Annotated in this window: 23 protein-coding genes; 7 read left to right on the forward strand and 16 right to left on the reverse strand. The window is 53.7% G+C overall.

What is annotated here, in order from left to right; translation table 11 throughout:
• Positions 1–363 precede the first annotated feature (363 nt).
• The 7 genes from M1136_00345 to M1136_00375 all read left to right on the forward strand — a co-directional run bounded on the left by M1136_00345 (position 364) and on the right by M1136_00375 (position 7,776).
• Entirely contained in the window at positions 364–1,449 is a 1,086-nt protein-coding gene (locus tag M1136_00345) for an ABC transporter substrate-binding protein (protein ID MCL5074089.1), read from the forward strand.
• 109 nt (positions 1,450–1,558) lie between these two features.
• The gene (locus tag M1136_00350; GenBank protein ID MCL5074090.1) at positions 1,559–2,374 is read left to right on the forward strand and encodes an ABC transporter ATP-binding protein; all 816 of its coding nucleotides are present in this window, start codon (positions 1,559–1,561) and stop codon (positions 2,372–2,374) included.
• 66 nt (positions 2,375–2,440) lie between these two features.
• Positions 2,441–3,241, forward strand: a complete 801-nt coding sequence (locus M1136_00355; GenBank protein ID MCL5074091.1) for an ABC transporter permease — start codon at positions 2,441–2,443, stop codon at positions 3,239–3,241.
• A 70-nt stretch (positions 3,242–3,311) separates the two neighbouring features.
• The gene (locus M1136_00360; protein MCL5074092.1) at positions 3,312–4,157 is read left to right on the forward strand and encodes an ABC transporter permease; all 846 of its coding nucleotides are present in this window, start codon (positions 3,312–3,314) and stop codon (positions 4,155–4,157) included.
• A gap of 112 nt (positions 4,158–4,269) precedes the next feature.
• Positions 4,270–5,562, forward strand: a complete 1,293-nt coding sequence (locus tag M1136_00365) for an amidohydrolase (GenBank protein MCL5074093.1) — start codon at positions 4,270–4,272, stop codon at positions 5,560–5,562.
• A gap of 51 nt (positions 5,563–5,613) precedes the next feature.
• Positions 5,614–6,444, forward strand: a complete 831-nt coding sequence (locus M1136_00370; protein ID MCL5074094.1) for a purine-nucleoside phosphorylase — start codon at positions 5,614–5,616, stop codon at positions 6,442–6,444.
• A gap of 12 nt (positions 6,445–6,456) precedes the next feature.
• Positions 6,457–7,776, forward strand: coding sequence for an MFS transporter (locus M1136_00375; protein MCL5074095.1), 1,320 nt, complete (start codon positions 6,457–6,459; stop codon positions 7,774–7,776).
• Positions 7,777–7,786: 10 nt separating this feature from the next.
• Here the strand turns inward: M1136_00375 and M1136_00380 are convergent, their stop codons facing one another.
• The 16 genes from M1136_00380 to M1136_00455 form a co-directional block, all read right to left on the reverse strand.
• Complete coding sequence (locus M1136_00380; protein MCL5074096.1) at positions 7,787–8,476, reverse strand: cysteine hydrolase; 690 nt, start codon at positions 8,474–8,476, stop codon at positions 7,787–7,789.
• 43 nt (positions 8,477–8,519) lie between these two features.
• Entirely contained in the window at positions 8,520–9,155 is a 636-nt protein-coding gene (locus M1136_00385) for a corrinoid protein (protein MCL5074097.1), read from the reverse strand.
• Positions 9,156–9,173: 18 nt separating this feature from the next.
• The gene (locus M1136_00390; protein MCL5074098.1) at positions 9,174–10,217 is read right to left on the reverse strand and encodes a uroporphyrinogen decarboxylase family protein; all 1,044 of its coding nucleotides are present in this window, start codon (positions 10,215–10,217) and stop codon (positions 9,174–9,176) included.
• Entirely contained in the window at positions 10,201–11,268 is a 1,068-nt protein-coding gene (locus M1136_00395; protein ID MCL5074099.1) for a hypothetical protein, read from the reverse strand. Before M1136_00395 ends, M1136_00390 begins: the two co-directional genes overlap by 17 nt.
• 185 nt (positions 11,269–11,453) lie before the next feature.
• A complete protein-coding gene (gene acpP / locus M1136_00400) occupies positions 11,454–11,690 on the reverse strand; it encodes an acyl carrier protein (GenBank protein MCL5074100.1) in 237 nt (78 codons plus the stop codon).
• A 25-nt stretch (positions 11,691–11,715) separates the two neighbouring features.
• Positions 11,716–12,117, reverse strand: a complete 402-nt coding sequence (gene nusB, locus M1136_00405) for a transcription antitermination factor NusB (GenBank protein MCL5074101.1) — start codon at positions 12,115–12,117, stop codon at positions 11,716–11,718.
• Positions 12,118–12,239: 122 nt separating this feature from the next.
• Positions 12,240–12,569 (reverse strand): Asp23/Gls24 family envelope stress response protein, encoded by a 330-nt coding sequence (locus tag M1136_00410; protein MCL5074102.1) that lies wholly within the window; start codon positions 12,567–12,569, stop codon positions 12,240–12,242.
• 12 nt (positions 12,570–12,581) lie between these two features.
• Positions 12,582–13,541: an ACP S-malonyltransferase gene (fabD, locus tag M1136_00415; protein ID MCL5074103.1), complete on the reverse strand. Its 960-nt coding sequence runs from the start codon at positions 13,539–13,541 to the stop codon at positions 12,582–12,584.
• An 18-nt stretch (positions 13,542–13,559) separates the two neighbouring features.
• Positions 13,560–13,760, reverse strand: coding sequence for a 50S ribosomal protein L32 (gene rpmF / locus M1136_00420; protein MCL5074104.1), 201 nt, complete (start codon positions 13,758–13,760; stop codon positions 13,560–13,562).
• A gap of 18 nt (positions 13,761–13,778) precedes the next feature.
• Complete coding sequence (locus tag M1136_00425; GenBank protein ID MCL5074105.1) at positions 13,779–14,333, reverse strand: DUF177 domain-containing protein; 555 nt, start codon at positions 14,331–14,333, stop codon at positions 13,779–13,781.
• A 434-nt stretch (positions 14,334–14,767) separates the two neighbouring features.
• Positions 14,768–15,382, reverse strand: coding sequence for a hypothetical protein (locus M1136_00430; protein ID MCL5074106.1), 615 nt, complete (start codon positions 15,380–15,382; stop codon positions 14,768–14,770).
• A 76-nt stretch (positions 15,383–15,458) separates the two neighbouring features.
• Positions 15,459–15,977, reverse strand: coding sequence for a pantetheine-phosphate adenylyltransferase (gene coaD / locus M1136_00435; protein ID MCL5074107.1), 519 nt, complete (start codon positions 15,975–15,977; stop codon positions 15,459–15,461).
• Positions 15,974–16,579, reverse strand: a complete 606-nt coding sequence (rsmD, locus tag M1136_00440; protein MCL5074108.1) for a 16S rRNA (guanine(966)-N(2))-methyltransferase RsmD — start codon at positions 16,577–16,579, stop codon at positions 15,974–15,976. The genes coaD and rsmD overlap by 4 nt, the downstream gene beginning before the upstream one ends.
• A gap of 3 nt (positions 16,580–16,582) precedes the next feature.
• Positions 16,583–19,105 carry an ATP-dependent DNA helicase RecG gene (gene recG, locus M1136_00445; GenBank protein MCL5074109.1) on the reverse strand — a complete coding sequence of 841 codons (2,523 nt, stop codon included), beginning with the start codon at positions 19,103–19,105 and terminating at the stop codon, positions 16,583–16,585.
• The gene (locus M1136_00450) at positions 19,102–20,007 is read right to left on the reverse strand and encodes a DegV family protein (protein ID MCL5074110.1); all 906 of its coding nucleotides are present in this window, start codon (positions 20,005–20,007) and stop codon (positions 19,102–19,104) included. The genes recG and M1136_00450 overlap by 4 nt, the downstream gene beginning before the upstream one ends.
• Before the next feature lie 30 nt (positions 20,008–20,037).
• Positions 20,038–20,661, reverse strand: a complete 624-nt coding sequence (locus M1136_00455; protein MCL5074111.1) for a GAF domain-containing protein — start codon at positions 20,659–20,661, stop codon at positions 20,038–20,040.
• Positions 20,662–20,760: the final 99 nt, after the last annotated feature.

Consider the following 20,760-nt stretch of genomic DNA (forward strand, 5'->3'; position numbering starts at 1 on the left):
GACATTTTCCTGAATCCTATGTAATAATCACGGCGGTGATGAGGCGGTGTGTTACATCTATCGAAACCCGTCGATTTGACTTTTTCCTGGGGCCTATGCATAATGAGGTGGTAGGTTATGGCTATGGAGATCCATCGATAAGGGGGTGGGAGACGGTTTTGTCAGGCGATAGAGGAAGGAGGTGCATGGTCGCAAGACGATAGTTAGATCCCTGGAGAAGGATCCTTTGGAGTGGATGATTTGATGAAGCGAGTGTTCTTGCGAAGGAAGCCTTGATTCTGGAATGTGGGGGCTGGTGGAGATATTGAGGATCACCGCCCTCTGATTTTGCCTAAGTTTACTAATAAGGAGGAAGGGGATATTATGGCAAAGCGAAACGTGGATGCCTTGTGGTCCAACTCCATGACCAGACGTGATTTTCTGAAGACTGGTCTGGTGGCTGGGACGACCCTGGTGAGCATCTCGGCGTTGGGAAGCCTGGCAGCTGGCTGTGCCCCGGCAGCGCCCAAGGCGTTAGAGCGCATCACTGTTCAGCTGCTCTGGATCAAGAACGTTGAATTCGGCGGTTATTGGGCGGCGATTGATAAAGGGTACTACAAGGAAGAGGGGCTGGACGTCATCATCCTACCCGGTGGACCGCAAGTGGACGTCTTGCCACTCATCTCAGCAGGCACCTCACCTATCGGACTACATGGTGGGGCTGACCGTTTCATCATGTCGGTCGTTGACCAGGGAATGCCGCTGAGGTGCTTTGCGACCAACTTTCAAAAGGCACCCTCAGCCCTGATGAGCCTGCCAGAGAAGCCGATTACGAAGCCGGCGGACCTCATCGGCAAGAAGATCGGTCTCCAGACGGGGGCACGTGGTCCCTTCAGCACCATTCTGGCCATCCACAAGATCCCGCCGGAGAAGGTGGAGATCGTGCCAGTGGGCTTTGATCCAACCCCGCTCTTGACCAAGCAGTGCGACGCCTACTGGTGTTATGCCACCAACCAGCCATATATGCTGAAGGAGAAGGGCATCAATCCTGTCGTTTGGCCCTCCTACGATGCCGGCTACAAGTTCTACGGCAACATCTGCATCGCCCAGCCCAAGACCCTGGAGAAGAACGAGGACATGCTGGTCAGATGGCTGCGGGCGTCGATCAAGGGTTGGGAATACAACAATGCTCACCTGGAAGAGATAGCCAAGCTGACCGTGGAGAAGTATGGGCAGGAAGGGTTGAGCCTCCAGCAGCAGATCTGGGAGAACGAGGCCCAGCTGCCTTACACTGAGTCGCCCTTGACCAAGCAGAAGGGACTCTTCTGGATGGACCCAAAGGTCTGGCAGGAAGGGATCGAGCTGCTCGTTGACACGGGGCAGTTGAAGAAGAAGGACGCTAAGGTTGACGACCTGATCACACTGGAGGTTCTGGAGAAGGCCTACGGCGGGAAGACGCATCTTCTGTAGTAAAAATTAGGCTGTGGTTGGGCGGCTGTCGCCGCCCAACCACAGCATTTTTCTGGCAAGAATACAGGATAATAGTTACTTATAGTTACTTATTGAGGATAGAAAATTGATGAAGGGTATATTACCTAGTATTCAACTAAAGAATGTTACCAAGCAATTTAAGTTATCGGCCGGCATGCTGACAGCTGTTCAAGATATCACTTTTGAAGTGCGGCAAAACGAGTTCGTCTCCCTGATTGGACCATCCGGCTGTGGTAAATCGACCATCCTGCGTCTGGTCGCAGACATCCTGCCGCCCACCAAAGGTGAAATTCACATCAATGGGCAGACGCCGGAAGAGGCGCGCAATAATCGTGTCTTCGGATTTGTCTTCCAAGACCCGATCCTGTTACCCTGGCGAAATGTGCTCGAGAATGTTCGTCTGCCTTTACAGGTAGTTAGGCCGGCTGATCGTTCCCTCTATGAGAAGCCGAAGCAACTGCTGGAGCTGGTGGGACTGGTTGGCTTTGAGAGTGCCAATCCCTGGCAGCTCTCTGGCGGGATGAAGCAGAGGGTGGCCATCGCCCGAGCCCTGGTGTTGAATCCAGCAGTGCTCCTGCTGGACGAGCCCTTTGGAGCCCTGGATGAGATAACCAGACAGCGGATGAACGTTGAATTGCTGCGGATTTGGAAGGAGAGCGCTACCACGGCCCTCCTGGTTACCCATAGCATCCCTGAGGCAGTGTTTCTCTCCGATCGGGTGCTGGTGATGACCCCTCGTCCTGGGCAGATCAAGGCTGCGTTGAATATCGATCTACCTCGACCAAGAACGCTTGAGATGCTGCGCAGCAGGGAATGCTTCGAGTATACCAATGCAGTCACAGAGGCCCTTTACGAAGCACCCAAGACAGAAGAGCTGGCCCCCCTCAGCGCGGAGGTGGGATAAGGGTGACCAAATAAGAGATCGAAGATTCTTTGAAAAGAGGGCTTAAGGGCAGGAGTAGGCAGCTTTATGAAACGAAAGTTACGAAGAATTGTGCGGGCCTACGGGCCAACAGCAATCTTCTTTATCACCCTTGTTTTCCTCTGCGAGGCGGTTAATAGGATCCTTAATATTCCCAGTTTTGTGGTACCGGCTCCTTCAGCTATATTAGAGGCATTTCTGCGGGCGCAGCACATCTTCTTTAAAGCTGCTCAACCCACCTTATACGAGGCAGCCGTAGGCTTCATCATCGGTAACGGTGTGGCCATCTCCCTGGCCCTTATGTTCGTTCGTTCGCCGCTGATTGAAGATGCCTTTTACCGGGTAGCCGTTGTTCTCCATTCCGTTCCCATGCTGGCTATCGCCCCTCTGCTGGTCATCTGGTTGGGAAATGGTTATGAGCCCAAGATCGCTATCGCCGCCATAGCCTGCTTCTTCACGACCCTGGTCAATACGGTTAAGGGCTTGAAATCGGTGAACCCACAAGCTTTGGAAATGATGCACGTTTTGGCCGCCGGCGAATGGGATGTGTTTCGCATGATCCGTTTCCCCTCCTCTCTGCCTTATCTTTTTGCTGCTTTGAAGATCGCCGCAGCGGCCTCTATCCTCGGAGCCATCATCGGCGAATGGATTGGCTCAGAATCTGGTATCGGTTTTGTCATCTTGTGGTCGATGTTCTCTTTCGATATCCCCCGCCTGTGGGCGGTGATGATATTCAGTGCTCTTATCGCCATAGTCGGTTTTCTTTTGGTCGGCGTCGTGGAGCGCATCGTCGTTCCATGGCATGAATCGGCCCTCGAGGCCGAATACCGTGAGGCGGCTGAGGAATAATCCTGCAGCTGCCTCCGCATCGGAGTTTGAAGGTGAATAACGAAGCAGTCTTTTGGAGGATAGCCTCTCAATGACGGAAGTGCTGACAGAGCAAGAGGTAACAACAGGGCAAACGCTGGCCATACAGCCTGCGCCGCCAAAAAAGCCATTGCTGGCCAGGTTGAGCGGTGGGCTGCTCAGCGTCACGGGTTTAATAGCTGTGGTAGTGGTCTGGCAGGCATTGACCATGGTCTTTGATGTCCCTCAGTACTTGCTTCCTGCGCCGAGTCGCATCGGGCAATCCCTGTTTAACGAGTGGGACATATATCAGTATAACCTTGTGCCAACCGTAATCGAGGCCATAGGAGGGTTCATCATTGGTAATGGAGTGGCCTTCATTATGGCTTTCGCCTTCACGCGCTCACAGACCATCGAGAATACGTTTCTCCCCTTCGCCGTGGCCCTGCGCAGCACACCCATCGTTGCCATAACGCCGCTGATAACCTTGATGCTGGGTCGCGGTTATGTGACGACGATAACCATAGCGGCTATGATTTGCTTCTTTCCCACCTTGGTGAATACGCTGAAGGGTCTACGGTCGGTCAACATGCAGGCTCTGGAGATGATGCGCGTTTTAGCTGCCGGCGAGTGGGACCTCTTCTGGAAGATACGTTTCCCCACCTCGCTGCCCTATGTCTTCTCCGCCCTGCGCATAACGGCTACAGCCTCTGTCCTGGGGGCAATGGTCGCCGAATGGTTGGCCGCGGATAGGGGCTTGGGTTTTCTTATCCTGGATGCCAGCTTCAGGGTGCGGATTCCGCTTGTGTGGGGGGGCATAGTCATTACCACTACTCTCGCTGTACTGGCCTTTACCCTCGTTGGCTTCATTGAGAATAAAGTGATCCCTTGGCATGAGTCGGTCCGTGCTGAGGAATAGATGAGTCAGCCTGCCCACAGCGCATAGGTAGGCACCTCGCACTTCGCCGGGTTGAAACATCCCTGAGAGCTGGACTACGGCCCTTCAGAATCTTCTGCAGGAGAGGTATGGGATGAAGAGTGATATCCTTATCAAAGATTGCACTGTGGTCACGTTGTCTGACGATGGGGTCTTGGAGCATACTGATGTGCTCATCGACAAAGGGCTTATTGTGGCCATCGCCCCCACGGGAAGCCTCGCCGTGGAAGCAGATAAAACTATAGAGGGACGAGGTTCGGTCCTGCTGCCCGGTCTGGTCAACACTCACACCCACGTGGGCCAGTCCTTCCACCGAGGCACCTCAGAAGCGATGCGCCTGCAAGAGTGGCTCGAATGGGGAGCACCCTATATCACAAAGATGACACCTGATGACCTTTACTGGGCCGTTCTTCTTTCTGCTGCGGAGATGATAAAGGCTGGCATCACCACCTTCGCCGATATGTTCTTTAACCAGGAGGTCATCGCTGAGGCCATCAAGGTGGCTGGCCTGCGGGCTTGCCTGTATGAGGGAATTATGGAGACCAGACCTGAGCGTGGTAGCACCGAGGCCCAATTCCGACGGGCCGTGACCTTTGTCGAACGATGGAATGGACGTGAAAACGGTCGTATCATGGCCGGGCTGGCTCCACACTCCACCTATACTTGCTCTTTTGATACCATCCGTGAAGTGGTGGCTGCGTCGGCCGATTTAGGGATTGGTTTACATACTCACCTGTCGGAGACGGAGAGGGAGGTGGCTGAGTCCATAGAGAAGTACGGCAAGAGGCCACCAGAGGTGCTCCTGGAGCTGGGCTGTTTGGAGCGTCCTCTCCTGGCGGCCCATTGTGTTCATCTCTCGTCTCAGGATATAGCTATTCTGGATCGTCCCAATGTTGGTATTGCCCATAATCCGGGGAGTAACCTGAAGCTCTTTAGTGGGATAGCGCCAATCCCGCAGCTGCTGGGACGCCGCCTGGCCGTAGGGTTGGGCAGTGACGGCTGTGGAAGCAATGATACAGTTGACATCTTGAAAGAGATGTATCTAGCGGCGGTGATTCACCCCTGGGAGATGGGCTCCTCACCAGCACACTCTTGCCTAGAGATGGCCACAATCGGAGGGGCGAAAGCCCTGGGACTGGGAGATGTGATCGGGACGGTGACTGTGGGCCAGAAGGCTGACCTCATCCTTCTGGATATGGAGCATGTGCGGTTAGTGCCGATCAATAACCTGGTCCTCAATCTGGTTTACACGGCTCGCTGTGATGATGTAGCAACTGTCATTGTCGACGGGCGTATCCTGATGGAAGACCGCCGGTTGAAGACCCTGGATGAAGAGCAGATCATCGCCGAGTGCAGTAGCAGAGCAGCCAGGGTCTTTGGGGCTTAACCGAGAGGGTTCTCTAGTCTATTCGACAAAGGGGGATTGACTGTGAAAGGCATTGTTTCCGCTGTCACCGAGGCGGTAGGATTCATTCGTTCACGGAGCGATATTGTTCCTCAGGCAGGGTTGATCCTGGGATCAGGGCTGGGACCCTTGGCTGAGGAGATTTCTTCAGCTGTGGCTATCTCCTATAAGGATATCCCTCATTTCCCTGTCTCTACTGTGCCTGGCCATGCCGGTCGCCTGGTTTTGGGAATGCTGGAGGGAAAACCGGTCGTGGCTATGCAGGGCCGGTTTCATCGCTACGAGGGCTATCCCTATAGTCAGGTAACTTTCCCAGTGGTCGTCATGAGGAAACTGGGCATAAAAGCCCTTATCGTCACTAACGCCTCCGGAGGGGTCAACGAGAACTTTCGCCCTGGGGATTTGATGTTGATCAGCGACCATATAAATTACAGCGGTGATAATCCTTTGATAGGTCCGAATGATGAGGAGCTGGGGCCCCGCTTCCCCGAGATGTCGGAAGCCTATGATTGGTCCTTGCGGCAGTTGGCCAAAGAGATCGCCCAGCGGGAGGGCATCACCCTGCGGGAGGGGGTTTACATGCATTTCCTGGGGCCCAACCTTGAGACCCCGGCTGAGATTCGGATGGCCCGCTATCTGGGGGCAGATGCGGTGGGGATGTCTACCGTGCCAGAGGTTATTGTGGCTCACTATCTGGGACTGAAAATCTTAGGGCTCTCCTGCATTTCCAATATGGCCGCCGGGATGTTGCCGGAAAAAATTACGCACGAGATGGTGGTCAGCAACGTCCAGCGAGCAGTGCCCACCTTCAGCAGGTTGGTGAGGTTGTGCGTAAGAGAGATGACCCTTACAGAAGGCGCTTGAGCATAGTTCCGTATGTTACGGCAGGAGCGAACGACACCATTTTTCTATGGCTGGGTCATCGTAGCTGTATGCTTTACCAGCCTGGCCCTAACCTTTGGCATAAAGCACTCTTATGCTGTTTTCCTGGTGGCCCTCATCGATGAATTTCACTGGAGCCGGGCCAGCGTCGCTGGCGTGATCTTGCTTGGCAATGTAATCTTCGCCCTGGGTTCACCCCTCGTTGGGGCCATTCTGGATCGGTTTGGTCCCCAAAAGACCTTTTCGGGTGGGGCGATGCTCTTTGCCCTGGGGCTGATCGCCTGTAGCACGCTGCAATATCTCTGGCAGATTTATCTCTTTTATGGGGTGATAGCCTTTATCGGTTTCACAGTTCTCGGGCTTACACCCCACGTGGCGCTTGTCTCACGGTGGTTTATCCGCAAGCGCGGGGCGGCAGTGGGTATCGCCTGCGCCGGCTCAGGGGTCGGTATCCTGGCCATAGCCCCTCTAAGTGAGGTCCTCATTTCTACTATAGGCTGGCGGCAGGCGTACATCGTCCTGGCCACCTTGTTTATCGTCATCACCTTGCCTGCCGTGGCCCTACTTTTGCGCCGTGACCCCAGCCGGATGGCGTCATTACCAGATGGAGTCACTACATCGAGCAGCGATCCTCAGCCGAATGGGGGTGGACTTGGAACGAGTACCAGCGGACACATCTCGGTACACCATGGTTGGACGATTAAGGCGGCGCTGGGTACCTCCCGTTTTTGGTTCCTCTTCACAGCCTCGGTTTTAGGAGTGGCACCGTTAACCCTTATGTTGGTGCACCAGGTGGCCTGGTGCGTCGATATAGGTTATAGCCGGAGCTTTGCAGCCTTCATCTTCGGTCTCGTTGGCCTCTTGATGGCCATCGGATATATCGTCTGGGGTTACGCCTCAGACCGTCTTGGCCGGGAGGCGGCCTATAGTCTGGGCACGGTGGCCGTGTTATTAAGCGCCCTCATAACGTTGGTGCTGCGCGATGCCTCCCAAAGCTGGCCACTTTACGTCTATGCGCTCTTCTTCGGCTTGGGATTCGGCTCACGCATCTCACTCCTCTCCTCCATGGCTGCTGATGTCTTTGCCGGGCCTTATCTAGCGACGATTAATGGGTTGTTGGGTTCAGCCTATGGGTTAGGGGCAGGCATTGGGGCCTGGTTTGGTGGCTATGTTTTCGATATTAGCGGCAGTTACCTGAGCGCCTTCGCTATCGGCACAGCGGCTACGGCCCTTTCGGGACTGTTCGCCTGGCTGGGTCAGCCGCGGGGAGTAAGACATAAGGAACTCGAGGTCGTCCAACTGCCCAGTTTATAAACTCTTGTTCTCAGACCGATCCCATGTATTTCAAATTGTCGAGGACTTCCTCGGTAGATAAAACCTTAGCATAATGTTCACTCAAATTATTGATGGAAGCCTGATGAGCTGCAGAGGTGAGGGCAGCGCAGCCATCCTCGACGAGAATAACCTGGTAGCCACGGTCCGAGGCATCGCGCACTGTGGTCTCCACACAGCCGTTGGTCACTACCCCCACAATCACCAGCTGGGTTATGCCTAGGTTCCTTAACACGTAATCTATAGCCGTGCAATTAAAGGCTCCGGAAGCCGTCTTGGTCAGGACAATTTCCCCCTCCAAAGGCTTCAGCTCTGGCAGGATCTCGGCCTCCAAGGAACCTGGTTTGGCTTCGATGTCTCGGCCTTTGTGTTGTAATCCCCTATCTCGTCCATCCGGGGTGAGTGATTGTATTTTGGTATAGATCACTTCCATGCCGCGTTCACGGAAGGCCGCAAGTAGCTTCTGAATATTGGCGATAATGAGTGCCAGCCTATCGCTGTAATAGCCGTAGGTTTCTTCTGGTAAGTCGCATCCTTTGGCCCTCGCGATAAGCCCATAGTCTGGGTGAGCGTCAAGGTACTGCATATCTATGATCAGCAGGGCTGCCCTCTCCCTGTCCAGTCGGACATCAGGCAGTGGCTTCAGTAGAGTTAATATAGGTGCTTTCCCCTGTTTCTTCATCGGCGATACCTATAGGATATCCGAGTCCCCTTAACTGCGTTAGCTAGGAGGCGATAAATTTCTTAGCCAGGGTCACCGCCCCATAGGCGTTGGAGGCGTAGCCATCGGCACCAATTTCCTCAGCGTAACGTTGGGAAGCTGCCGCGCCACCGATCATCACCTTCACTTGATCGCGGAGTCCAGCCTCCCGCAGGGCCTGGATGGTGACCCTCATTTTGATCATAGTAGTGCTCAGGAGAGCAGACATCCCGATGATCTGGGCGCTGCTGCTTTGGATGGCCTCGACGAATCCATCTGGCGGAACATCGACTCCCAGATCCAAGACTTCAAAGCCGCTACCCTCTAGCATCATCGCTACCAGGTTCTTGCCAATGTCATGCAGATCACCCTGGACAGTGCCAACAACTACCTTACCAACGGTTGGAACCTCTTTACCTACAAGCTGCTGTTTGAGGAGGGATAACGCTCCCTGCATCGCCCGAGCGGCGATGAGCATCTCCGGTAGGTAAAACTCGTTTCGCTCGAAGCGAGCGCCTACCTCCTCCATAGCCGGGATCATATAATTGTTGATGATGTGCTCAGGGACGCTCCCCTCGGCCAGGGCCTGTCCGGTCAGTTCCTTTGCTGTCTTCTCCTTACCCGTGATGATCGCCTGCGAAAGTTGCTCTAGATCTACCATCCCGATCCTCCATAATAGTTATCTAGATTGGGCGACTGGAGACTGATAATGGGTATCGTTGTACTCCTTGATCGTTCTGGCTATGGCGAGCACGTTCTCCAGCTTCGCATACTTGGTTATGGCATTGCCGCTGCTGAAGGCGTAGCCCCCACCCTTACCGCAGATACCTAGCAGTCGGGCGACCTCTCGACATACCTCCTCCTCAGAGCCGCGGGCGATGAGGTCAACATCCAGATTACCGATCAAACATACTTTATCTCCGATGTCCCTCTTCAATTGATAGATGTCCATCGCATCTGGCTCTATAGGATGGAGGGCCGTAGGGCCCAGGGCGAGAATATCGTTGAGTACCTCACTGATATTGCCATCGCTGTGATAGACCCAGGGCTTCCTTATGCGCTCAGCCAGGGATTGAAAGAAGGGCAGGATATGCCGGCGAAACAGCGCCGGTGAGACGAAGAGCCCGGCCTTGTAGGCGAGGTCATCGCCGATCCAGACGAAATCGATCTCTGGCAGCCGGTTATAGAGGTCTATCAGGTTGCCGATGTGGGCAGCGTAGCGTCCCAACATCTCCCTGACGAATTCGGGGTCATCGTAGAGTTTGAGGCAGAAGTTCTCAAAGCCCATGTCGGCGATGGTCTGATCCAGACAGAAGGCAAACTCACAGAAGAGGGTGATGCCACTATCGCCAATAGCTCGCTTCGCCTCTTTGACCTCGCTGATGATAGCGTCCTCGTCTACGGGGGGAATCCTCAGCTTCTCCAGATCACTGCGCTCCTTTATCAAGGGATAGTGGTGCAATACTTCTCTGGATTCGTCTTTGTGACTGCCGTATCGTTCCCAGTGATATATCCCTAGAGCAGCGAGTCCGACCTGGCGGGCGAAATCTACCCTATCCTGCCAGGAGCGAACCTCCCGTCCAAGTATCTTAGACATTATGGTTTCATCTACCACGATCTCAACCCAGGGGATGGGACCTGCGCGATGATTGAAAGCGTTATCCATCTTCTCTTTAGGGGTGCTCATCATCTGGTGACGCCTCTCTTTAACGTAGTGAGACATCGTACATGCTCAGGATGTTAGCCAAAGGGACGTCTGGCTGGATACCGTGGGCAGCAGTCATAACGTAGCCGCCATTCTTACCTAAGACCCTTACCCTCTCACGCACCTCGGCAGCCACCTCCGCCACCGTGCCGAAGGGCAGTGTCCGCTGGACGTCGATGCCTCCGTGGAAGCACAGACGGTCACCATACCTCTCCTTGATGAGGGCCAGATCCATCTTCGCCGCCCGTGGTTGCAGAGGGTTAAGAATATCTATACCCATATCAATGAATTCATCGATGAGGTCATAAACAGCACCACAGCAATGGTACAAGACCCTCGCCCCATAGTCGTGGATCATCCTGTTCAGGCGCACGTGGCAGGGTTTAATGTATCTCCGCCACGTAGCTGGAGACATCAGGAGCCCCTGTTGAGTGGCCACGTCATCGCCTGTGCGGACCGCGTCAATCAGTCCATCGGCCGCCTCCAGCACCTTACGGCCTATAGCGATCAGGGAGTCAGTGATGCGGTTCAGAAGGGCAGCCACTATTTCCGACCCTTCAGCCATATCGATGAGCGTCTGCTCTAAACCGCGCAAGGCCCAGGCGGTCTCGAAAGGACTGCCGAGACGATAGTGGATGAAATATCCTGTTCCTCCGTTGATCGCTCGGATCTGCTCGATGAGGTCGCTTACATCGAACCATTCCGCCTTTGGCCAGGGATAGGACTCCACCTCGGCGACGGTGGACGCCTTACCCAACGGATAGCTATCAAAGACCCACATCTGGCCATAGTCGGTCCTGGCGTACTTGCGATGTGTCCCCCAAATATTGAGGAATGCGTCTGGGACAATTTCGACGGGTGGCCCCACATAACACGGCTCGATGGTGCGACAATCCACCTCCAGCCCTTCCAGCACTTCAGCCTTTCTCGTCACACCGAAGTATCTCTTTAGATTGTCCCAGACGGCCGAGTTGGCCCAGAAGTCCACTGGAATTCTATCCGGCTGCTCGTGCCGCAGGGCGCAAAGGACCCTGTGGCGAGGTGTCAATTCGCTTGCGTTACGGCGCATTTGATCACTCCCTTTTCACTCAGGGCACCTGGTGCAATTGTTCATAGACAGAGCCATCCCACGCAGGCTGAGCTCTACCCTGAGGCTAGACGAAAAAAGGCAGACCTCTAAGAGGCTTACAGGTCTGCCAGTCCAGACTCATCCCAATCCGCTTTAAGTATGTTGCTGTTTAGCCCTCAAGTTGATCATAAATGTTCGTTAATATAATCTACGGCATCTTGTACCGTAATAATCTTTTCCGCCTCTTCGTCGGATATCTCCATACCGAACTCTTCTTCCAGAGACATGATGAGTTCTACAAGATCAAGGGAATCAGCATTTAAATCCTCGACGAAGGAAGCATTCGGTACCACCTGGTTCTCCTCGACGCCTAGCTGTTCCATGATGATCTTTTTCAGACGCTCGAAAGTGTCTTGGGCCATCCTTTCACCTCCTCATAATAAGTTTTTATCGTGGAGTAATTGCTCCGAGGGCTCCATTGATGAACCGGCTTGAGCTATCGCTGCCGAAGAGCTTAGCCAGCTCTACAGCCTCATTGATAGCCGCTTTGGCTGGGACGCTCGTATTATTAAATAATAACTCAAAAATTGCAAGACGCAGAATATTCTTGTCGATCGAGGCCATCTGGTCAAGGGGCCAAGCTGGGGCGGCTTTCTGGATGATCCCATCGATCTGCGCACGGTTTTGTATTACGCCTCTAACAAGATGGCGGGCATATTCTGCGGCCTCGCCTGGTAGCGGTGTTTCCACCAGAGAGTGCTCAAGGACTTCCTCCGGAGGATGATCAACAGTGTCCACTTCAAAAAGAGTTTGGAGGGCGACTATCCTGGCTCGTCGTCTGGGGCCCATCACTCTCCTCGCTAGCTATAACCCCCTTAGCTGTCTTAGTCTGCGGCTCTCTGCCCGTAAGAACGGTAATAAACGTTGCCGCCGGAACAGGTTCGGGGCATCGCCGCCAAACTGTACCGATCTTAGCGGACATCCCGAATGTAAACGTTCACTTCCTTCACTGTCATGCTCACCATCGTGCTGATAGCTTCGGCGACCTGTTGTTGAAGGCGTGATCCTGTCTCAAGCATATTCACGCCATGTTCGACAATAATATACAGGTCAATATAAACTGATTCATCCTCGATGCGTAGCTCAACTCCCCTGGGTCTGCCGCGGGTGCAAAGCCGGAACAAACCACAGATTGGGTCACTGCTCATACCGACAATGCCAGGCACAGAGAGAGCAGTCAAGCGGGCGATAGTAGCCAGCACGCTGGCTGATATATGGATGCTACCAAGATTAGGCTGCATGTGTCGCTGTCCTCATTTGTCACCGGTGCGGACTGACAGGTCTTGGCGAAGCGTTCCCAGACTCGCCACGCTGTTTAGGCTGATGGTTTCGGCATCAGCGACGATTCGTTTTATTAAACCACACAGAATCTGACCAGGCCCGATCTCCACGAAGGTGGTTAATCCGGCTACCCGCATGTACCGGACAGATTGTGTCCAGCGAACGGGGCTGGTCAGCTGTTGCACAAGTTCAGCAGTAATATCTGTAACCTCTTGCAGGGGTTGGGCGGAGATATTACCCACTACGGGCACACTTGCTGGGCGCACACACAGGCGAGCCACAGCCTTTGTGAACTGCTCTGCCGCTGGCTGCATCAGTGGGGAATGGAAAGGGCCATCGACAGCGAGGGGAATCACCCTGCGTGCGCCTCTCTCCCTTGCTATTCCGACAGCCCATTGCAGGGCCTGCCGCTCGCCCGAAAGCACGACTTGGCCGGGAGAATTATAGTTGGCGATACAGATGACGCCGTGGCAGTTCTCTCCAGTGCATATTTCCTCTAGAACAGAATCAGCCAGTCCGATGATAGCCACCATGCCCCCTAGCGATCGATTTGCCACTTCTTGGGCCAGGCGGCCGCGTTCGCGGACAAGCCAAATGGCTTCGCTGAAATCAAGAGAGCCAGCGGCGACCAGGGCAGAATATTCCCCCAAACTGTGTCCAGCCAGGAGGGCCGGTTCAAAACCGTTCCCCAGCTCTGCCCTTAGAGCTTGTAGAACAGCGATGCTGACGGTCAAGATAGCTGGTTGGGCGTTAATCGTCTGGCGTAGGACAGGCTCAGGCCCCTCAAAACACATCTTTGATAATGGAAAGCCCAGAACCTCATCGGCCACGTGAAAGACCTCTCTGGCAGCGTGATATGAATCATACAGGTCTTTCCCCATACCGACGAATTGCGATCCTTGGCCAGGAAAAACGAAGCCTATATTGGACAAAACTACCTTCTTCCCGTTTTATTTCTTCTCTTTCTTGGTCTTCTTAATCTTGAGCACATCAACACCATCATAATAGCCACAGCTTGGACAGACGTGATGTGGTAAGCGCGGCTTATGACATTGTGAGCATTGGACCAAAGTGACCGGTTTCAAGTGTAAATGGCTACGCCGTTCGCCCTGGCGAGCCTTGGCCGTTTTTCTTTTTGGTACAGGTGGCAATCTTGATCAACTCCTTCCTTAAGAATCTTTTGGCTCTTGATCGTCTGAGTTTTCCTTCTCTTTCAAGAGGCTTTCCAGGCGTGCCCAGCGACTGTCGGTGGTTATCATCTGGCAATGACATCGCCCGTAGTTAAGGCTCTGTCCGCATTGGGGGCATAGCCCGGCGCAATCGGGCCGGCAAAGCGGTTGCATTGGCAGGGACAGGATACCGTATTGCCGTACTGCCTCAGTCAGATCGAGAACATGGCTCTCATCGATGGTAAATGTCTGTTTGTCCGCTGGGGGCGGGGCAGGTAGCCCTGTATTTATGTCAAGTGTCGGTTGAAACTCCTCTTTGAACTGCATATGCAGTGGATAAGTCAGCTCTTCCAGGCAGCGGCTACAACTGAGGCGCACGCTGGTCTGCAAATCAGCCTCAACCAAAATGCCTCGATCTGTTCGGATCAAAGTGACGTGACCGCTCAGCGGCTCCGTGGTAGTTGCGTCGCCGATTTGAGCGATGTCTTCCTCAATATCATATTTTCGTATTGCCCCCACGGGCTCTTTGAGCAGCTGGGCAACATGAAAATTCAATCTATCATTCCCTTTGATTGTCCGACATTTCCTTAAGCCTGAGTCATTATAGGGAACCCTGAGGACTGGAGTCAAGAAAATGCGAGGGAGAACATTGAATATCTCCCCCCAAATCCGCCTTCGGCGGATTCAAGGTTGTCCTTCTCGAAGAGTCTTTGACCTGCGGAAGGACAGGCTTTCTTGTCCTTCCTGCGGAAGGAGGGCACATCCCCAGATCCGCCGCAGGCGAACTACGCCCCTTGGAACCCCCGTTGTTCAACATTCTCTGCTGGGGCGATAGGATACAGAAGAGTAGGGAAAGGCAGGTGGGGGTGTAGAAGTGCATCTTGCCCCCAGAATCTCCTCGTCAAACAGTATGACGTCCCCAGGGCCGTCGTCCGTGGTACTCCTACGGTTGTCAGTAACTGGGTGGTTGGTCTTTCTTATCCTTATAGCTAATTGCCATCGGAATCAGGGTCTTCGACTGAGGTTCGCTGCTCGCTATGTTTTTGAGCTATAACCTCTTTGCTCCGGCTGAATTCTGGCTTGGCTATGGGTTGGGTTAGGGGCACTGCTCTAGTGACAGGTTGCTCCGTCGGTGTGGTTTGGCCAGATTTGCTTGCTTTCTCCAGATAGGCCCGGCTCTTCCGAACCTGGGCCAGGAGGCGATTCAACTCGTTTTCCAAACCAGTGAATATCTCCATAGCGTAATTATCCGCGCCGCTGAGGATCTTCTCGGCCTGCTGCTGAACTTCACGCAGCAGGGTATCGGCCCGCTCTTGAGCAGCTTTGACCAGCTCATTCTCCTGTAGCATTCGAGCAGCCTGTTCTCGGGCGCTGTTGAGGAGATCTTCCGACTCCACCTGGGCGTTGCCGAGAAGGCGGTCCTTCTCCTGGTTGAGACGCTTGGCTTGTCTGATCTCCTCCGGCACAGCCACGCGCAACTGGTCAATAATATCCAAAAACTCCTGTTCATCAACGACGGCCTTCGAAGTCAAAGGGAAACGCACTCCCGAGGTCACCAATCCCTCTAGACGGTCAATCAGGTGCAATACGTCGATATTAATCACCCCCTTTCCTTTGACGTGAAGCACGCACCTAAAGCAGGGGGCGGTTGGCCAACCGCCCCCTGCTAATCGGCTCAACCTAAGTGTTGAGATGTCTGGGAATCGGCGATGATTCCCCTCCCCCTTTATGCTTCTGCTGAAGGGCGACGAGCACGTGATCCGGCACTAAACCCTCAATGCACCCACCCAAGCTAACGATCTCCTTGATAATGCTGGAGCTGAGGAAGCTATATTGCAAGCTAGTCATTAAGCAGACCACCTCGATTTCTGGCGCCAGCTTACGATTCAGCAAGGCCATCTGCATCTCGAGTTCGAAATCAGACATGGCCCGCAGGCCCCGTACGATTACCCTGGCGTTCTTTTGCCGAGCATAATCGACCGTTAAACCATTATATCTGCTTACACTCACGTTTGGCAATCCCTCGGTGGCCTTAGCAGCCATCGCTACACGCTCTTCAGTAGAGAATAGTACGTTCTTCGCTGGGGCATCGTAGATGGCGATGATAACATGATCGAAAATAGAGGCCGCTCTCCTGGCAATATCCAGATGTCCACTGGTCATCGGATCAAAGGTACCTGGATATATAGCTATGGTCAAGTCACTTCCTCCTTTGATGTAGGCATTTGGCGATAGAATGAAAGGCATGCGTCACCGTGACAACGACGCCGGATCAATCGCAGGTCGGCATAACTATCAGACAATTCCAGGCGGCGAAAGTGTCCTACGATTAATATTCCCGTTGGTTTAAGTAGGTTTGATCGTCCCAGGCTTAAGAGTGTATCTCCAATATGTGGATCGGCGTATGGCGGATCCATAAATATCAGATTATAGGTTCCACTTAAGCGACTGCGCTGACGACCGGATAAGATAGCTCGCACCGGGCAACAATGAACCTTTGCTCTGTCGGCCAATCTGGTGTGAGTCAAGTTCTCCTGAATGGTTCGACAGGCATTCCGATCGGAATCGACAAAGTCAGCCCACACAGCCCCCCGTGATAGGGCTTCAATACCCAGGGCTCCACTGCCGGCGTAGAGATCCAATATCCGTCCGCCTATTGTACCTACTCTTCCTTCCTCTCCGAGCATCGCTTCAAGCATGGAGAAGATGGCGCCCTTGATTTTATCAGCTGTTGGACGGGTAGCCAACCCCTTGGGGTGCTTCAGGCAATGCCCCTTGGCGATGCCGGCGATTACTCTCATCCCTTAACTGAATTCATTCGTGCCATGCCAGAAGGCCGCAACCTTTTCGGCCAAGGCTGGATATCTACTTAAACGAAGATCTTGCTGGAAAAGATCGGTGGCGGCTGATCTGGCTTGTTCTAATAGGGCTATATCGCTTAAGCGGGCAATCTTCAGGTCTGGCATGCCGCTTTGTTTTGTTCCGAAGAACTCTCCTGGACCCCGCATCTTCAGATCCTCCTCGGCCAATAGAAAGCCATCCTGTGTCTGGGTGATGATGCGGAGGCGTTGTTCGGCCTCAGGGGATATAGATTCGCTCAATAAGAGGCAGTATGATTTCTCTGTTCCGCGCCCGACGCGCCCACGGAACTGGTGGAGCTGGGCTAGGCCGAATCGGTCGGCGCCCTCAATCAGCATAACGGTCGCATTAGGTATATCAATCCCCACCTCTACTACGGCGGTGGAGACAAGGATGTCTAATTCCTGGCGTTGGAACTGACTCATGACGGTCTCTTTATCCTGCGCCTTCATTTTGCCATGCAATAGCCCTAGTCTGAGGTCGGGGAAGACGTGAGTTTTCAGTCGTTCATATTCTGCGGTAGCCGCCTTGGCCTCAATCTTTTCTGACTCCTCAATCAAAGGGCAGATGATAAAGGACTGTCTTCCCTGTCTGACTTGTTCCCGGACGAAGTTGTATGCCCGAAGCCGTTCCTTCTTGGGGAAGAAATAGGTAAGGATTTGTTGTCTACCAGGGGGAAGCTCATCGATAACGGAAATATCCAGATCGCCATAGAGGGTCATGGCCAGGGTGCGGGGAATGGGAGTGGCCGTCATCACCAGCAAATGAGGATTATAGCCCTTCTGGCGCAGGGCCGCCCGTTGCATGACCCCAAAGCGATGTTGTTCATCAACGATGACTAAACCTAAACGTTTGAACTCGACACCTTCCTGGATAAGGGCGTGTGTACCGATGATGATATCTATCTCTCCGTCAGCTATCTGTCTGTACAGACTTTCCTTTTCCGATTTGCGCAAGCTGCCAGTCAGAAGCCGAACCTGCAATTGACCATCTATGAGGGGCCCCTTCTCTTTCACAAGGGAAGGAGCGATGCGGTCAACCAGGGCACTTATGGTTCGATAGTGCTGCTCGGCCAGGATTTCCGTGGGTACCATAAGCACGCTCTGAAAGCCATTAATCCAGGATATGATTATCGCCACCGTGGCTACGACCGTCTTGCCAGAACCGACCTCACCCTGAAGCAGGCGGATCATCGGTCTGGGCTGACTCAAATCATTCAAGAGCTCCTGTAGCACCCGCTCCTGGGCAGCAGTGAGCTTGAAGGGCAAGGACTGGAGGAGAAGATTGCGCTCCTCTTCGCTAATCGGCATGGCATTTCCTAGTTGATCCATCTGCCAGTGCTGTCGTCTTTGTAAAACTCCCAGTTGGATGAGGAACAGCTCATCGAAAGCCAAGCGCTGTTGAGCTGCCTGCAATAGCATCTTGTTATCTGGGAAATGCATCTGAGCGATGGCTGTCTGCAAATCTATCAACCTCATAGTTTGGCGTAGATCGGCAGGCAGGTGGTCCTTCACTTTCGGCAACGTAGCATCGAGCACCTGTTTGATTAGAGAGCGCAACCAACGGATGTGCAGTCCTTCGGTTAAGGGGTAAACAGGTACTAAACGGCCAGCATGGGTGAGGTCTTCGGCCTCGGGGATCTCCCAATCTGGGCTCTCGAACTGCAATCGTCCCTTGTAGGCCTTTACTTCGCCACTGAGCACGATCGGCTGCCCGGTACGGAGATACTTCAACAAATGGCGCTGATTAAACCAAATCGCTTCTACTACTCCCGTATCGTCACTCACGGTGGCCATGATTTTGAGCATGCCGCTGCGGGCTGGCTCTGCTCTGGCTTCCCAGATCGTGCCCAAGATCGATTGTTGTTCACCCAGGGAGAGATCCTTAATGGATTTCATAGCGCTGTAATCGAGGTGGCAGCGAGGAAAGTGGTAGAGTAGGTCTTCGACTGTATTGATGCCCAGTTTGCTTAAGCGGCTAGCCCGGCCAGCACTGATGCCCCAAATGGTGGTGATGGGCGAGGTGAGGTCAAGGCGGGCGAGGCGCTTTGTGAGCAAGCTGGGCGTTTTCAGCGGCCTGGGCAAGCGATTATAAGAGGGGTAAGATTGTGCTTCAGTTGGAGAGACAGTTATTGGGGGTGGAGACGATGGCTTCGCTCCAGCCAACGGTCCAATTGATGACTGGTAGTCCCCCTCCCTTCCTGGCCAAACCTGGGATAGATGATACAGCGCTTTCTCTATCTGTCCTAAGCGGGTAGCAGGGTCAGATTGATTGTAGGACTGCAATAGGGATCCGATATGCTCTACCCCTTCGATTATCCTTGGATGCCCGGCTGCTTCCATCTTAGCTTTGGCCACCCAGCGGGGCACAAAACTATCTAACCCGCCGATGATGATTTTGTTCGGGCAACCCTGCTTCTTTTCCAGGCTGAGAATCTTTTGTAACCTTTCGAAACTGTTCTCCTTCATGTCTCTTCTGCCGGGGCTACTTCTGCGAGGACACAACAGATGCCGATGGCCCCTGGCCCGGCGTGTGTACCCAGGACTGGTCCTATTTCAGTGATGATCATCTTATGGCGGGGATAGATGGAGGCCAGTTGTTCGGCCAGTCGTTCTGCCGCCTCTGGGCAAGCAGCGTGGGCTACAGCCAGACGTTCCAGGGGCCCCAGAGTGCCGGTCAGCTGAACTAATCTGTGCAAGGACTTGCTCCTCGTCCTGACTCGTTCGACGGGATGCACCTCTCCGTCGGTTATAGAGATAAGCGGCTTGATATCGAGGGCAGAACCGAGGAAAGCGGCCGTCTTACCGATACGCCCCCCACGTTTCAGGCACTCCAGGGTATCCAGGACAGCTAGTAAACGGAGTCGAGGGAGCATCATACTGACCAACTGGACTATCTCCTCAAAGGTTTGCCCGGCCGAAGCAGCCTCGGCCGCGGCGATAACCAGCCAGCCCATCGTCATAGACAAAAAGCGAGAATCGATGACAGCGATCTTAAGGTGGGGCAGGGCTGCGGCGGCCGTGGCAGCTGAGCTACAGGTACCACTTAATAAAGAACTGATATGAATGGAAATGATGTCATAGCCGCGTTTGCCCAGGTCACTGTAGGCCTGTTCGAAGACGGCCGCAGATGGCTGCGAAGTAGTGGGTGGAACTTTAACCGAGGCTAAGCGAGCGTAGAATTCTTCGTGAGTGATGTCGATACCATCGCGGTAGGTTTCCTGTCCGAACTGGACATTAAGGGGAACCACGGTGATGTCCAATTGACGGGCCAAGTCTGGTGGGATGTCAGCCGTGCTGTCGGTCACCACTTTTACTGTAACCAATCCATCCGTCCTCGTCGGCATGGTGAGCAGATTATAACACTCCACCCGAACCGATTCTATACAGGCAACACCGATTTACCAAACTGGTCTTTCAGGCTCTGCGGCGGGGATGGTGATGGCCTCAGCTGTACGTTCAATGCCCCAAGCGGCATACCACTCCTGGAGGTCCTTTTGGAGCGCCTTGTAATCTGTTTTAATTTCTTGGTATAGCCGAGCATTCTCAAGGGCGATAGCTCCTAGACTAGCGATGGCCTCGAGGAAGTTGGCATCTTCAGCCGAGAATTCCCGTGGCTCAGCTGTGTAGAGGCGAATGACGCCGATGATCTCCCCCCTCAGCCGCACGGGTACGCCAAGGATTGAGGCTATCCCCTCAGCCCTGGCCTCATCAGGATATTGTATCCTTGGGTCACTGGTCGCATCAGTGATAGTGATCGGCCGGCCCTCCAGAGCTTCGGCTAGGCTCTTGGCCGTTTCGATCGGTCCTTTTTGGAGATATCTCTCGCTTAAGCCATAGGTGACGCTGGGCAAGAGCCGTTCCTTAGTGGCATCTAGCAGCATCAAAGCGCAGCCCTTAGCCCCCATCGCCTTCGCCGCACTCTCAACCGTGGATTGTAATACCTCCCTCAGGTCGAGGGTTGAATTCACGTTTTTGGCCACTTCGTATAGGGCTTGATAGTGGCTCTTCGTTTTCTCTCCCATATAGTTTCACCCCCAAAGCGATTTAGGCACTGAACATGTCCTCTCATTTTCAGTATAACACTGGATTGGTCGAAGTCAAGGTGCCCTTTTCTTGACAGA

Source organism: Chloroflexota bacterium (assembly GCA_023475225.1).
In the GTDB taxonomy this organism is placed as follows: Bacteria; Chloroflexota; UBA6077; order FW602-bin22; family JAMCVK01; genus JAMCVK01.